This is a genomic window from Asticcacaulis sp. (genome assembly GCF_035497195.1).
In the GTDB taxonomy this organism is placed as follows: Bacteria; Pseudomonadota; Alphaproteobacteria; order Caulobacterales; family Caulobacteraceae; genus Asticcacaulis.
This window is the reverse complement of sequence record NZ_DATJDZ010000027.1, coordinates 137,610-152,098: the sequence shown is the minus strand read 5'-3', so window position 1 is coordinate 152,098 and position 14,489 is coordinate 137,610. Positions and strand designations below refer to the sequence as shown.

The window sequence follows — 14,489 nt, the reverse complement described above, 5'->3', positions numbered from 1 at the left end:
GAGGCGTTTCATCTGTGACCGGACGATGGCGCGGAACGCCGCCTGATGTCCAGAAAGATAGGTCAATGGGATATAAGCATGGCGATGCAGGATGACAATGAAGCCCTGGCTCGGCAAAACGCCGGACCGTTGCACGGCCTTGTCCGCGAGGACCTGGACCCTTACAGCGTCGAGGATCTCGAAGCGCGCGTAGAGGCGTTGCAAGCCGAGATCACGCGCACGAACGACGCGCTGGAGCGCAAAAAAAATCGCCGCTCCGACGCAGACGCTTTATTCTCTTTTAAGGATAACTAACGATTAATAACCGTCATGTGGCTTACCTGACTGGCACAAGCGTTGCAGTGCCTGCCTGAGGTTTCAATGATGGTATGTCCGGTGGGTCAGAGGCCCGCCAGGACTTACGTGGGTCAGAACAGACCTTCGCCGACCAGATTTCAGCATAAGGCTAACAGTATATGTCCGACAGCACCGCCCCTAACGCCCGCGTCAGTATCGTGCGTGATTTTGCCTCCTCCGATCTGTTTGATCGCACCTTCAAGGAAGGCATGGCGCTGGTCGAGGAAACGGCCGCCTATCTTGATGGCGACGGCCGCCGCGATTCCCGTCTGCTGCCACGTGAAGACGCCCTGCTCTACGCCGGCGAAAGTATGCGCCTGACCACCCGCCTGATGCAGATCGCCTCGTGGCTTCTGGTGCAGCGCGCCGTCCGCGAAGGCGATATGCCGGCCCAGGACGCCTGCGACGAAAAATATCGCATCGCCGCGCTCAATGCCGACGGCACGGAAAAGCCCCAGGCCCTGCCCGGCGGTCTGCTCAACCTGCTCGATCGCTCCAACCGCCTTTACGAGCGTATTTCGCACATGGACAAGCGCATGTTCGTTGATGGCGAATCCGAAGAGACCCCGGTCAATCAGGTCATGAACCAGATGGCCATGCTGCAAAACGCTTTCGCCAGCGAGACCTTCAGCGGCCAGGACGCATAAATTCTGTAAATGCTGAAAAAGGCGTGACCTTCCGGGTCACGCCTTTTTTATGGGCGGTATCCAGCCCCGGATTCCCCTTCCGGCAGACCTACACCTCCCTGTTTAAACGTGTGGCACGAGTTGTGAAACCTATAAGGCGAGCTGTTTCACTCTGACACAGCGCCACAAGTCTGTTTAGGGGTTCCAATCATGGCCACCGATATCGATCTGCACCTGGGTAAGCGTCTGCGCCGTCGCCGTCGTCTGCTTGGTTTGACGCAACAACAACTCGCGCTGGCGGTCGGTATCCGCTTCCAGCAAATCCAGAAATACGAATGTGGCGCGAACCGCATTTCGGCTGCCCGCCTGTTCCAACTGGCCAAGGCGCTGGAAACCCCGATCAACTACTTCTATGACGGCCTGACTGACGACACGACCGAAGTCGCCGCCGTCAATAACGAAGGCATCGAAGTGTTCTCGCGCAAGGAAACGCTCGACCTGATCCAGGCCTATTACCGCCTGTCCGAGCGCCCGCGCCGTCGTCTGCTGGACCTGGCGAAGTCGCTCAATGGCGATAACGAACAGGCGGCTTAAGCCGCCTGATTCCTTCGTAAGAGGTTACGCGCAAACGTGCGCGGCGACCGGTCGGCCTTGCCAGAATTCTATGAATGAATTTTGGAGTCTATCTTGTACCTCCCCGCTTGTCGGGGTTTGGCACCAGCGAAAGTATAGCTTTCGCCAGCCATGGGATCGCACGAAGGCAGCGCTTGCGCTTGCGCTGGCGAGATGTGGTGGGGGGTATCTTACTGACCGGTTTCACCAAAACATCTGGACCCGCATGACCGCTCAGGCTATGCGGGTTCTATGTCTGAAAACGCCCCAAATTACGCAGAACTGGAAACCTTCGCGCTCGAACTGGCCGTCGCCGCCGCGACCGTCGCCGTGCCGCTGTTCCGCCAGAAAGATCTCAGCGAGATTAACAAGGGCAATGCCAGCCGCGCCGATGTCCATTTCGATCCGGTGACCGAGGCCGACAAGGGCGCTGAACGCGCCATCCGCACCCTGATCAACCGGCATTATCCCCATCACGGTATCATTGGCGAGGAATACGGCAGTGAAAACGCTGACGCCGATTTTGTCTGGGTGCTCGATCCGGTCGATGGTACCCGCGCCTTCATTTCCGGCCTGCCGCTATGGACCACCCTGATCGGCCTGCGCTATCAGGGGCGTCCGGTGCTTGGCCTGATCGCCCAGCCCGTGTTGCAGGAGGTCTATCTTGGCTCGCCGCTTGGTTCGCGCCTGATCACCCCGCAAGGCAGCATACCGTTATCGGTTCGTGCTTGTCCGAACCTGGCCGACGCCGTTATAGGCACCACCGATCCGCATCTTTATGCCGGTGATGAGGTCGCGGCCTATACGTCCTTGCGTCAGGCTACCAAGCTTGTCCGCTACGGCTGCGACGCCTACGCCTTCGCTATGGTGGCGGCGGGCACGATGGATATCGCTTTGGAAACCGGTCTCAAGCCGTGGGATATCGAAGCCATCATACCGGTGATCGAGAATGCCGGCGGGATCGTCACCAACTGGAATGGTCAGCCGGTCGGCCCGGAAGCCGGTCAGGTCATCGCCGCCGGTTCACAGGCCTTGCTTGAAAAAGCCTTGGCGCATCTGAAACCGGCCGCGACATTTTAGTTTGACGCGCAACTATTCCCGAAAACCGGGCCGCCGGTGCGGTGCAACACTCTTCGGATTGCGCTTAAGCGCTCTTTTGGCCTTCCGGATCGGGCATATCCGGCAGGATTTCCTCTTCCGCGATCAGGCTTTCCGGTGAAATCCCCTCCGGCAATTCCGAAGCGACCTCGGCGACATCAGCCACCGCGACTCCGAAGCCATAGTCAGCGTGATTATCCTGAACAGTCGCCTGCGTCTGGTGGCTGAAGGCGTGCGGCGCCACGAAATCCGCCAGGGCGTCGAATTCCTCCATCGCCTGCCGGCGGTATTCATCGGCCTCGATCAACACCTCATGCTCGGCGCCGGCGATTTCGACATACTGCCCCTTGCCGAGTTTCTTGGTGAATCCCTTGGTCGGCAGCTTGTTGATGACGTGATCATCGCCCGAACAGACGATGCTGACAGGAAGTTTGAGCTTTTTCAGCACCTTGGCCTTGTCGAGCAGCAGCCCCTCGCCCAGTTTGAGCGCGAATTGCAGCCAGCCCCAGGTCGGCGATCCGACCGCCAGGTGCGGGCAGGCGAACAATTGCTCATGCCACACCGAATAACGCTCGGCGTCATGCGTCAGGGCGTCCTCCTCGAAGGTGTGCATGAACGGATCATCGAACAGTTCCGGCACATAATCCGAACCCCGGCCGTGATTGACCTGCCAGTTGACCTGGAAATTGACCGACCACAGCGAATGTTTGCCGGTTTTGACGCGCAGCATCGGGTTGGTGAAGAAGGCGCCGACGATCCGCTGTTCCCCCTTGGCCAGGGTGGCGAGATTGAGCGCCGCGCCCATGGAATGCCCCAGCATGAGCCAAGGCTTGGGTGCGCGCTCCTCGAAGGTATCGAGCAGGCGCTGATAGTCGTCGAGAAACTCATCGGCCGAACGCGCGTGGCATTTCAGGCGATCCGGCAGCAGGCGGGCGGAAAGCCCCTGCCCGCGCCAGTCATGCGCCACAACGCAGAAATCACGCGCGATCAGATCGCGGATAATTTCATAATATTTTTCAATTGGTTCTGAGCGCCCCGGCGAGATGAAAACCGTGCCGCGCGCCGGCTTGACCGTCTGCCAGAATCCCAGTCGCAGGCGCAACCCTCCGGCGCCGCGATACCATTCACCGACCCCGCCTTCGGGCACCCGCGATTCCGGCGTGAACATCAGCGGTGCGCTGGTCGAAAGGGCGGCTATCCGGCTCACGTGTGCAATTTCCCCATCATTGCGGTTTCCTGAACTTCAACGTCATACGATCGCTCTCGCCAATCGATTCGTAAAGGCTGCCGTCGAATTCCGGATTAGGCGCCTGTCCGCGCGGCGCTGTCAATCTCTGTGGCGGCAAAGTCCAGACGCCGAACGGATGATCCTTGTCGTCCTTCGGGTTGGCGTTCATCTCGCTTTCGGCGACGAACTGGAATCCGGCCTCTGTCGCCAGTTGCTTGACGAGCGGTTCCTGCACATAGCCCGTGGTGGCGCCGGGGTCCTGTACATTGCCGATATCAGCGCGGTGCTGCTCGACGCCGAGAATACCGCCGGGACGCAGAGCCGCAAAAGCGTCGCCGAACGCTTTTTCGGCGATTCCCTTGGCGATCCAGTCATGAATGACCAACAGGAACAATACGCAGTCAGCGCCACCGGCCTCAACCAGCGCCCCGCTGGTTTCACCAAAGGCCGCGTAGGTCAGTGTGCCGTAAAGCTTTTTATCGGAATCGAAATGCGCCCGGTATTTGTCTTCCAGGGAAGCGGCGGCGGGTTCCGGCACGGCGCTCGCCTCGATCAGGGCGGCGACATACTGCCCCTTGCCCTTGTTCAGGTAGGGGGCCAGGATCTCGGTCATGTAGCCGGCGCCTGGCCACATATCTATGACCATATCCTTCGGCTTGACCTCGAAGAAATTGAGCATATCGACGGGATGGCGGTATCTGTCGCGGCCCTTGTCGACCGCATTGCGCCAGTTGCCACTGACCGCCCATTCGAGCGTGCCTTCCTGCGCGGCGAGCTTGGGATCGATGACCTGCGACGCATCGGCGTCAGGATCGATCACCGTATCCCGATCGCGTTTGCGGCCACAGGCGGCAAGGCCCGCCCCCAATCCGGCAAGCGTGACCGCCCCGGCCAAACCCAGCCTGGCAAACTCTCTGCGGTTATAAACGCTCAAAACGACCGGTCCCAGCTCAGCAAATCCGGCTTGATTTGCCGCGGCACGTTAGGAGGTTCGTCAGGAAAGGTCAAAGGCCATTATAAGAAGATATTAACCTTCCCCTTCGATTTCCTTCATGGCGCTCTGGATGTAGTTCGGCTCGCCCATCAGCTTGATCAGGTTGAGCTGGGTTTCGAGGAAATCGATGTGGTGCTCGGTGTCTTCCAGGATGCGGCGCAGCAGTTCGCGGCTGACATAATCCATGTTGTCGTCGCAGAACTTGACGCCGGGCACCAGCGTTTCGCGGCCGAGCAGTTCGAGGCGCAGATCCGATTCCAGGCATTCCGTGATAGTTTCACCGATCTTCAGCTTGTGCAGATCCTGCAGGTTGGGCAGGCCGTCGAGGAACAGGACGCGTTTGATGAGCAGGTCGGCGTGCTTCATCTCCTCGATCGATTCTTTGTAAACGATGCGGCCGAGGTGATACATGCCCCAGTTCTCGATCATGCGGGCGTGCAGGAAATACTGGTTGATAGAGGTCAGCTCGTTGGTGAGCACCTTGTTCAACAGCTTAATGATTTCGGGTTGGCCCTTCATGGCGCGCTCCTGTGCGGTATATTGCAGCGCGCAGCATAATCCGCAGGAGAGAACCTGTGAAGCTATTCTTTTAATTAAAACAAAAACTTACTGCGAATGAAAATAGGATTTAATCGCAGGACCAAATGCCGGATTATAAAGGCTATTCCGCCGCCATCGCCATGGTAATCTGCGCGTTGTCGATCATGTCTCGGATATCGCACACACATTTGGCGCATTGCGGACGGGTCTGGCAATGATCGAAGACGGCCTTGACCGTGGCGGCGCCGGACTCAATGGCATTACGGGCGTCACGTTCTCGGATGGCGTTACAATTACAGACGTACACGGCAAACTCAGGCTGAACAACAATGCGAATGCGTCTCAAATAACATAAGTGCGATTCAATTGCAAGTCATTCGCACCACTTGGCTATGAAAAAACCCTCCGGAAAATCCGGAGGGTTTATAACCTGGCTAGTTGTTGTTGTAGCCGTAGCCCTGGGCGCCGGTTTCGTGCCATTTGCCGTTGCGATCCTTGTAGCCGTAGGTCTGAAGCTGACCTTCATGCCACCTGCCTCGGCTGTCTTTCCAGCCAAAGGCGACGGGCTTGTCAGTATGCCAGGTGCCGGCGGTGTCGCGCCACCCCTGGGTGCCATTTCGGGCGTCATTATAGGCATTGCCATTATTATAACCGCCGTTTGAGCCATTATTGTAGCCGCCTTGATTGCCGTTATTATTATAACCGTAAGCCGGGCTGGTGTGGCGCTGCGTATCATAATAGACGACGTCGTACATCTTGCTGTCGGGACGTGACTTGTAATAAACGATATTATAGCCTTCCGGCGCATAGGCGGGGGAGTAAGACCCGCTCTGATAGGAATAATATTCGCCGTTCAGGCAGGTGTCGTTGGTCTTGCCGACCTGATTGCCGATAACGCCCCCCAGAACTGCGCCGGCGATCGTGCCAAGGCCCTTTTCGTTCTTGGATACCTGACTGCCCAGTGCGCCACCGGCCACCGCGCCGACAACCGTACCCGTCGTGTTCGATCCCTTTTTCACATAGCAATAGCCATCATATTGCGAATTGCTCTGGCTTTGATACTGCGTTTGAGCCATGGCAGCCGGCGCAACGGTCGTTGCAGCCAATATTATAGCGGCCCCCGCTAAGGTCATTTTCGTTAAGGCCATCTAAGTCACTCCTCGTTCGTGCATAGCTTCCGGCCGAAATTTTCCGCCGGTCAGTTAAGCGACATATTAGGCAGAGGCCTGAAGGGCACAATGAGGAAGGTTGCCGCTTAGGTAAGGGAACGGTAAGCCTCAGCCCTTAGGATTTACTTGTGTTCTGCTTGCTCTGACGCCGCATTTAAGGCAAACCACCGCCATGACCCAAAATACCCACAAGGCCCGCCTTTATCTCATCACCCCACCCGCTATTCCTGACCTCGATGCGTTCACGCGCGAACTGGAAGCCGCGCTCGATGCCGGTGATGTGGCGGCCCTGCAAATCCGCCTGAAAGACCTGAGCGATTACGATCTGATCGCCGTCACCAAGGTCATCGCGCCGATCGCCCAGGATCGCGGCGTCGCCGTACTGATGAATGACCGCGTGCCACTGGTGAAGTCGCTGAAGCTCGACGGCGTGCATATCGGTCAGTCGGACATGCCGCTGAAAGAGGCCCGCGCCCTGCTCGGCAAGGAGGCCATGATCGGCGTCACCTGCCATAACAGCCGTGACCTGGCCATGGACGCGGCGGAAAATGGCGCCGATTACGTCGCTTTCGGCGCCTTCTACCCGACCACGACGAAAGAAGTCGAGCACATGGCGGACCTCGAAACCCTCAGCATCTGGCAGGAATCGATCGAAATCCCCTGCGTCGCCATCGGCGGCATCACGGCGGAAAATGCCGGTGAAGTGGCCGCTGCCGGCGCCGACTTCATCGCGGTCTCTGGCGCGGTTTGGAACCATCCGCAAGGCGCCAGCGCAGGGGTAAAAGCACTGCTCGCGGCGATTTCTACAACCTGACAGGGTTGTAACTTGGCATTTTCAGGAAATATGGCATCCTCCGCGCGTTCTGGCGGGGGCCATTAATGAATTACAAACTCAAATATACGGTCGCGTTTGCGGCCCTGGGCTTTTTCTTTATCGCCGGCCTGGTTCTGGCGGCCGGACTGCTGTCCTACTGAACGTCGTCTTCCTGGACGGCTTCGGGCTGTGGCCAGCCGACAGACAATTCCTGCACCACCGGCTTCGCGGCGATGACCGCAGGATCGGTCGAGATCAGCGACCGATCCCCTTCGATGGAGTCCGCCACAGGCCCGCCATTTTCCGGGATACCCAAACGGATACCCAATGTGCATTTGCCCTTGATCTTCGCCAGCTTACCCCGGTTCAGGTCCGTTACATAACCACCGTAATCCCAGTCAAAACCACCGAGCCTGAATGGCTTTTCATTGGCAGCCTCTAAATCGGCCAAGGCGCTGCCGAGATGCAGTCCCTTGGGGCCCGACCATTGCGAGTCGCCCCGTATCAGCACGGTTGATACCTGGGTCATCGCCTCATCATAGAAGAAAACCTCGACCTTGCGGCGGGGATCGTCGCCATAAAGGACAACGCCCTTTTCTTCCGTGCCTTCAGCACCGGGAATAGTTGCCACCTGAGCATAGCTTTTATAGGTCGCCAGCAGACTTTCGGCGGTGTCAGTCTTCTTCACCGGCCAGTCGCAGGTCATGACATTGGCGAGCGAGGTATAGTCAGCCGGCGGTAAGCTCGATGCCATAGCCTCCGATGCCGCTTCAGAGGACGCCGGGGTTTCCTCAGGTGATCGCGGCGAACAGGCCGCAACAGCCAGCAGGCTTAGAACCACAAATCCAGTCAGATAACGCGACATAAGCCCCCCGAGTAAGATCAGGTCCGCACCCTAACGCAAGGATGCGGACCTGAATAGTCACCTTACACCCAAACAGGATGCGTGGCGCGCATGGCCTTCGCCGCTGCGACCAGGCGTTCCAGAGCCGGCTTTGTCTCGGCCCAGCCGCGCGTCTTCAGGCCGCAATCCGGATTGACCCAGATCTGTTCCGCCTTCAGGCGCTGACCGGCCTTGGCCAGCAAGCGCACCATTTCGTCGGTTTCCGGCACACGCGGGCTATGGATATCATAGACGCCCGGCCCGACCTCATTGGGGTATTTGAAGTCGATAAAGGCTTCCAGCAGTTCCATGTTCGAGCGCGAGGTCTCGATGGAGATGACGTCGGCATCCATGGCTGCGATGGCCCGGATAATGTCGTTGAACTCCGAATAGCACATGTGGCTGTGAATCTGGGTTTCATCAGCGACGCCGGCGGAAGCGATCCTGAAGCACTCAACCGCCCAGTCGAGATAACCCTGCCAGGCTGCCGGATCGATCGGCAGGCCTTCGCGGAAGGCCGCCTCATCGATCTGGATGATGCGGATGCCGGCGGCTTCAAGATCGAGCACCTCATCACGAATGGCCAGGGCGATCTGACGACAAACGGCCGAACGCGGCAGGTCATCGCGCACGAAGGCCCATTGCAGCATGGTCACCGGGCCGGTCAGCATGCCCTTCATCACCTTATCGGTCAGGGATTGCGCATAGACCGCCCAGTCTACCGTCATCGGTTTCGGACGGGACACATCGCCGAAGATCACCGGCGGACGGACGTAACGCGAGCCGTAGGACTGCACCCAGCCGTGCTGCGTGAAGGCATAGCCCTCAAGCTGCTCGGCGAAATACTGCACCATATCGTTGCGCTCGAATTCACCGTGGACCAGGGCATCGAGACCGATTTCTTCCTGCCAGCGGATGGCTTTTTCAGTCTCGGCCTTGAGGAAGACCGTATAGTCGGCGTCGCTCAGCTGCCCCTTGGCATTCTGCAAACGCGCGGCGCGAACCTCGGCAGTCTGCGGGAAAGAACCAATAGTCGTGGTCGGGTAAAGCGGCAGGTTCAGGCGCTTGCGCTGCTTGAGGATACGCTCGGCGAACGGACTTTGGCGTTCGGACATCGGCGGAGTCAGGGCAGCGACACGTTCAGCGACAGCCGGATTATGGATACGCGGTGAGGCTTTGCGCGCCGCAATCGCCGCCGCATTGGCCGCCAACGCCTCAGCCACGCTGTCACGGCCATTCTCCAGCGCCGACTTGAGCACCGCCAGTTCCGTCAGTTTCTGCTCGGCGAAGGCCAGCCAGGATTTCAGGTCAGCCGCGAGCTTTTCTTCCTGCGCCAGATCGATCGGCACATGCAGCAGCGAACAGGACGGCGCCAGAATGACCTGATCAAGCCGGCTCACCACCGGTTCCAGATGATCGAGTACGGCCGTCAGGTCGGTTTTCCAGATATAACGGCCGTCGATGACACCCAGCGACACCACCTTGCCACCAGCCAGCGTCGGCAGTCTGGTCAGCAAATCTGGCCGAACCGTCAGATCGATGTGGACACCCGCCACCGGCAAGGAAAAGGCCAGTTCGATATTGGCGTCATGGGCGTCGAAATAACTGGTCAGCAGCAGGTTAAGGCCCGGCACTTCGCGCGCCAAATGGGCATAGGCCTCGGTCAGGGCCAAAGCCACCTGCCCGTTCGGCGCCCTGGCCAGCACCGGCTCATCGATCTGCACCCAGTCGGCGCCGGCATCGCGCAGGGTCCGCAGCACTTCGGCATAGACCGGCAGCAGGCGCGGCAACAGGCTCAAGGTGTTGAAACCGCCGATCGCCGGCTTGGCCTGCGACAGGAAGGTCACCGGACCGACCAGCACCGGGCGGGTCTGGTGGCCCAATGCCTTCGCTTCAAGATAGTCGGCCAGTGGCTTGTTGTGCGTCAGTTCAAACATCTGGCTCGGCTTCAGTTCGCTGACCAGCACATGATAGTTGGTGTTGAACCACTTGGTCATTTCCAGCGCCGTGACACCGGTTCCGTAGTCATGGCCGCACGCCGAGCGTTCGTCGCCCGAGCCGCGCGCCATCAGGAAATAGGTGTCGAGATCGGACTGGCCAGCGGCCTTGTGTCCTTCCGGAATAGCGCCAACCATGAAAGCCGTATCGAGCAAATGGTCATAAAGCGAGAAGTCGTTCGAGGGCAGGATATCGATGCCCAGTTCCTTTTGCCGCAGCCAGTTTTGCGCCCGCAGACCGGCGGCGGTCTCCAGCAGGCTGGCTTGATCGGCCTTGCCCGACCAGAAGGATTCGAGCGCGGCTTTCAGTTCGCGCCGCTTGCCGATCCGGGGAAAACCGAGATTGGCGGTTTGGATGATAGTCATTTTTGGTTCCTTTGAAGGAAGCAAAGGTTCATTGAGCGCAACGATACAAACGCGCCAGATGGCACGGTGTTTCTGCGCCCCACTGGAAACCCCGCCCGTGGTGAATATGAGAACTGGGGCAGGTCTCCTGGCTTACGCATCACAGCCCCGAAGCACCTTCCCAGGCTGTCACCCAGTGGATACCGCGCCGGAACTCCGCGCTTACAGTTGCGGGAACAGCGCCGGCGTCTCACCGGCTTCCCTCTTAGCTCCGGACACGCAAAGCACACCCGCAGACCTCAGTCAGAGGCAAACTAATCCGCATTTTCAAGCAAGTCAATAAAGATATAAAGATATCTTTATATGATTATATCGAATCGCCATCCCTCCGCCCCTCCTCTTTTGTCAGCCCCCTTGCGCTTGACAGCCATTCCGAGTAGTAACGCCGCCACCAAGTTTCTCTTTTGACAAGTCATATCCCATGAAAATCAACGTTAATCAGATCAAGCCCGGCATGGTGCTCGAATATCAGAAGGGCCTGTGGTCCGTCGTGAAGTCGCACCACGTAAAGCCCGGCAAGGGCGGCGCCTTCGCCCAGGTCGAACTGAAGAACCTCATCACCGGCACCAAGCTCAATGAACGCCTGCGCTCCGAAGAAACCGTCGAGCGCGTCACGCTGGAGCAAAAAGACCACCTCTATCTCTACACCGAAGGCGAAATGCTGGTTTTCATGGATCAGGAAAACTACGAGCAGATTTCCCTGCACGAAGATTGGGTCGGCGAAGACCAGATCCAGTACCTGCATGACGGCATGGTCGTTACCCTGGAATTCCACGACGAGCGCCCGATCTCCATCACCCTGCCGGACAGCGTTGTACTGGAAGTGATGGAAACCGAGCCGACCATCAAGGGCCAGACCGCCTCATCTTCCTACAAACCTGCCAAGGCCTCCAACGGTATGCGCGTCATGATCCCGCCTTTCATGGGTGTGGGTGAGCGTATCGTCGTCTCGACCCTCGACGGCGAATATATGAAGAGAGCCGACTAATTTTCTCCTCCCCTGCTTGCGGGGGAGGTGGCCAGCTTGTCTGGCCGGAGGGGGCATTCCCCCGCTACACATTGTAAATCCAGTTCAAAGGCCTTTCCCATGGTTGCCATACTTCAATCCTCCCTTATTCAGGTTATGGTCGGCGCGGTGCGCAAGGGCTGCAAGGGCGTCGCCCGCGATTTCGGCGAAATTACCGAACTGCAAGTCTCGCGCAAAGGCCCGGGTGATTTCGTCACCGCCGCCGACAAGCGCGTCGAGGCCGCCCTCAAGGAAGAACTGCTGCGCGTCCGCCCCGGTTACGGCTTCCTGGGCGAAGAAACCGGTGAGGTCATCGGCACCGACAAGACCCACCGCTGGATCGTCGACCCCATCGACGGCACCACCAATTTCATGCACGGCATCCCGCATTTCGCCTGCACCATCGCGCTGGAGCGTGACGGCGAGATCGTCGCCGGCGTCACCTTCAATCCGGTGACCAGCGATCTGTACTGGGCCGAGAAGGGCAAGGGCGCCTATCACAACGACCGCCGCCTGCGTGTCTCTGGCCGCAAGACCCTCGACGACGCCCTGATCGGCACCGGCCTGCCCTTCATCGGCAAGTCCGGCCACGCTCAGGCGCTCAAGGAACTGCACCAGATCATGCAGCGCACGGTCGGCATTCGCCGCAATGGCGCCTGCTCGCTCGACCTCGCCTATGTCGCCGCCGGTCAGCTTGACGCCTTCTGGGAACGTGGCCTGAAACCGTGGGACATGGCGGCCGGCCTGCTGCTCATTCATGAAGCCGGCGGCAAGTTTGGCTCGCTTGATAGCGAAGATCGCGGCCCGCTCCTGACCGGAGACCTGATCTGCGGCAATCTCGAAATCTACCCCCTGCTGCTGGAAAAACTGCAACTGGCCAAGTAGACCATTGATATTATAAATGAAATGACTTGACGGCGGGCGATGTCCGGACATTACTCTCTGAAAAACAAAATCAGAGAGAAGACGCCATGAATATAACCCGCCGTTTTGCGCTGACCGCCAGCGCCGCCGCTTTCGCCTTGCCCGCCTTGGCTCGTGCTGAAGACGTGCCAGTCGCCCGCTCTCCCGGCGGCGCCATCCTTGGCGAAGGGCCGTTGTGGTCGGCGGCGGATAATACCGTCTATTGGGTCGATATTCGCGGCAAAAAACTCAATGCCCTGCGCCTGGCAGATAACAGCGCACAAAGCTGGGACATGCCCGATCTGATCGACTGGATCGTGCTGCGCAAATCCGGCGGATTCCTCGTCGCCATCCTGCGCACTGTCCATGCCCTGACGCTGGAGCCTTTCACTCTAACGCCACTGTTCACCATCGAGGCCGACAAGACCGACAACCGGCTGAATGACGCCAAGGTCGACGCCAAGGGCCGGCTGTGGACCGGCACCATGCACATGCCCTTCTCGCAAAAAACGGCGGCGCTCTATCGGGTCGATGCCGATCTTAGCGTTCATCAGGCCGATGCACCCTATCTCTGCACCAATGGCCCGGCGTTTTCGCGCGATGGCTCGCGCATGTACCACAACGAAACCAGCGAAGGCCTCGTCTACGCGTTCGATGTCGCGCCGGATGGCAGCCTGTCGGGCAAGCGCGTCTTCACGAAATTCGCCGATGGGGTCGGCCTGCCCGACGGCCTGACCACGGATGCTGACGACGGCATCTGGGTGGCGCACTATAATGGCGGCCGGATCAGCCGCTATACGCCCGACGGCAAGCTGGATTTCGACGTGATGATACCCGCGAAACAGGTCACCAGCATGACCTTCGCCGGTGCCGGTCTGGATCGGCTGTTCGTCACCTCGGCCGCCCAGCCGCCGGTCGATGCCGATGATCCGCATGCCGGGACGCTGTGGGAGGTGCCGAAGGCGCTGCTCCGCGGCCACAAAGGCCTGCCAACCAACGCCTTCGCGGGCTAATCCCACAAACGCTCGGTGACAAGCTGTACAAGGGCCCGCAGCCGCGCCAGTTTCGCCAGGTCGCGGTGATAGCCAAAATACAGGTTTCGCGGCGGCGGCACCTCGCCCAGGTCAACTACCTCCAGCCCGTCGAGCTGATCCGCGAGGCGACGCGGCAGGACCGCAAGCCCGGCACCCATCCGGCACATTCGCGCCTGGGCCTCGCGGTTGTTGCTGCGGAATATGACCGGTGCATCCGGTCGCTTCGTCTTGAGCCAGGCGACATCCGGCAGATGATCGAGGGCCGTATCCATGAGGATCAGCCCCATGTCGCGGTGATCGCTGCCGGCCTGTTTATAGACATCATAGGTCTGGACCAGCAGCCGGCGCTGCCGGACATCCGGTTCATCGAAGGCGCCGATGCGAAAAACCAGATCGGCTTCCCGCCGCGACAGGCTGTAAAGCCGCGTATCGGTTACCAGTTCAACCGTCACGTCGGGATGCCGTCGGCTGAATTCGGCCAGAACCGGCGCCAGCACATAGGTGCCGAACCATTCCGAAGCCGACAGACGCAGAAAGCCACTCAGACGATCCGGCTGGCCGCTGACCTGGCGCGCGATGCCCAGCGCCGCCTCTTCCATCCGCTCCGCATGGGCCAGCACAGCCTGGCCTTCGTCGGTCAGGACAAATCCGCCGGACGTACGCTGGAAAAGGCTCTGTCCCAAAGCCCCTTCCAGCGCTCGAAGACGGCGCCCCAGGGTCGGCTGGGTCTGGCCGATTTGCCGCGCGGCTGCGCCAAGCGTGCCGGCGCGGGCAATCGCCAGAAAGATTTTCAGGTCACTCCATTCCATGACGACTCAAATAATTTTGCATGACACATATGCAC

Annotated in this window: 16 protein-coding genes and 1 riboswitch; of the genes, 8 read left to right on the top strand and 8 right to left on the bottom strand. The window is 59.3% G+C overall.

Features of this window, described 5'->3' with window-relative positions; translation table 11 throughout:
- Positions 1 to 78: 78 nt before the first annotated feature.
- From VL130_RS16585 to hisN, 4 genes are all read left to right on the top strand, one after another.
- Positions 79 to 294: a DUF1192 domain-containing protein gene (locus VL130_RS16585; protein ID WP_325364560.1), complete on the top strand. Its 216-nt coding sequence runs from the start codon at positions 79 to 81 to the stop codon at positions 292 to 294.
- A 161-nt stretch (positions 295 to 455) separates the two neighbouring features.
- Positions 456 to 983 (top strand): DUF1465 family protein, encoded by a 528-nt coding sequence (locus VL130_RS16580; RefSeq protein ID WP_325364558.1) that lies wholly within the window; start codon positions 456 to 458, stop codon positions 981 to 983.
- A gap of 189 nt (positions 984 to 1,172) precedes the next feature.
- Positions 1,173 to 1,556 carry a helix-turn-helix transcriptional regulator gene (locus tag VL130_RS16575; RefSeq protein ID WP_325364556.1) on the top strand — a complete coding sequence of 128 codons (384 nt, stop codon included), beginning with the start codon at positions 1,173 to 1,175 and terminating at the stop codon, positions 1,554 to 1,556.
- A 270-nt stretch (positions 1,557 to 1,826) separates the two neighbouring features.
- A complete protein-coding gene (hisN, locus tag VL130_RS16570; RefSeq protein ID WP_325364554.1) occupies positions 1,827 to 2,654 on the top strand; it encodes a histidinol-phosphatase in 828 nt (275 codons plus the stop codon).
- A gap of 64 nt (positions 2,655 to 2,718) precedes the next feature.
- On the opposite strand, the gene VL130_RS16565 is transcribed toward hisN, so the two are convergent.
- The 5 genes from VL130_RS16565 to VL130_RS16545 form a co-directional block, all read right to left on the bottom strand.
- Complete coding sequence (locus VL130_RS16565; RefSeq protein WP_325364552.1) at positions 2,719 to 3,879, bottom strand: alpha/beta hydrolase; 1,161 nt, start codon at positions 3,877 to 3,879, stop codon at positions 2,719 to 2,721.
- Positions 3,880 to 3,895: 16 nt separating this feature from the next.
- Positions 3,896 to 4,834 carry a methyltransferase gene (locus VL130_RS16560; RefSeq protein WP_325364550.1) on the bottom strand — a complete coding sequence of 313 codons (939 nt, stop codon included), beginning with the start codon at positions 4,832 to 4,834 and terminating at the stop codon, positions 3,896 to 3,898.
- Positions 4,835 to 4,927: 93 nt separating this feature from the next.
- Positions 4,928 to 5,413, bottom strand: coding sequence for a bacterioferritin (bfr, locus tag VL130_RS16555; protein WP_325364548.1), 486 nt, complete (start codon positions 5,411 to 5,413; stop codon positions 4,928 to 4,930).
- Positions 5,414 to 5,555: 142 nt separating this feature from the next.
- Positions 5,556 to 5,741, bottom strand: coding sequence for a (2Fe-2S)-binding protein (locus VL130_RS16550; protein ID WP_325364546.1), 186 nt, complete (start codon positions 5,739 to 5,741; stop codon positions 5,556 to 5,558).
- Between the two features lie 127 nt (positions 5,742 to 5,868).
- On the bottom strand, positions 5,869 to 6,582 hold the full coding sequence (locus VL130_RS16545; RefSeq protein ID WP_325364544.1) for a glycine zipper 2TM domain-containing protein: 714 nt from the start codon (positions 6,580 to 6,582) through the stop codon (positions 5,869 to 5,871).
- 193 nt (positions 6,583 to 6,775) lie between these two features.
- Between VL130_RS16545 and thiE the strand changes: the two genes are divergently transcribed.
- The gene (gene thiE / locus VL130_RS16540) at positions 6,776 to 7,417 is read left to right on the top strand and encodes a thiamine phosphate synthase (protein WP_325364542.1); all 642 of its coding nucleotides are present in this window, start codon (positions 6,776 to 6,778) and stop codon (positions 7,415 to 7,417) included.
- Between the two features lie 154 nt (positions 7,418 to 7,571).
- Here the strand turns inward: thiE and VL130_RS16535 are convergent, their stop codons facing one another.
- Positions 7,572 to 8,282: a hypothetical protein gene (locus VL130_RS16535; protein ID WP_325364540.1), complete on the bottom strand. Its 711-nt coding sequence runs from the start codon at positions 8,280 to 8,282 to the stop codon at positions 7,572 to 7,574.
- A 62-nt stretch (positions 8,283 to 8,344) separates the two neighbouring features.
- Complete coding sequence (gene metE, locus VL130_RS16530) at positions 8,345 to 10,663, bottom strand: 5-methyltetrahydropteroyltriglutamate--homocysteine S-methyltransferase (protein ID WP_325364538.1); 2,319 nt, start codon at positions 10,661 to 10,663, stop codon at positions 8,345 to 8,347.
- A 100-nt stretch (positions 10,664 to 10,763) separates the two neighbouring features.
- Positions 10,764 to 10,959, bottom strand: a riboswitch (cobalamin riboswitch).
- 164 nt (positions 10,960 to 11,123) lie between these two features.
- Here metE and efp point away from each other — a divergent pair.
- From efp to VL130_RS16515, 3 genes are all read left to right on the top strand, one after another.
- Entirely contained in the window at positions 11,124 to 11,690 is a 567-nt protein-coding gene (gene efp / locus VL130_RS16525; protein WP_325364536.1) for an elongation factor P, read from the top strand.
- A 99-nt stretch (positions 11,691 to 11,789) separates the two neighbouring features.
- Entirely contained in the window at positions 11,790 to 12,593 is an 804-nt protein-coding gene (locus VL130_RS16520) for an inositol monophosphatase family protein (RefSeq protein ID WP_325364533.1), read from the top strand.
- Positions 12,594 to 12,679: 86 nt separating this feature from the next.
- Positions 12,680 to 13,624, top strand: coding sequence for an SMP-30/gluconolactonase/LRE family protein (locus VL130_RS16515; protein ID WP_325364531.1), 945 nt, complete (start codon positions 12,680 to 12,682; stop codon positions 13,622 to 13,624).
- On the opposite strand, the gene VL130_RS16510 is transcribed toward VL130_RS16515, so the two are convergent.
- Complete coding sequence (locus tag VL130_RS16510; protein ID WP_325364529.1) at positions 13,621 to 14,454, bottom strand: LysR family transcriptional regulator; 834 nt, start codon at positions 14,452 to 14,454, stop codon at positions 13,621 to 13,623. The genes VL130_RS16515 and VL130_RS16510 overlap by 4 nt on opposite strands.
- Positions 14,455 to 14,489: the final 35 nt, after the last annotated feature.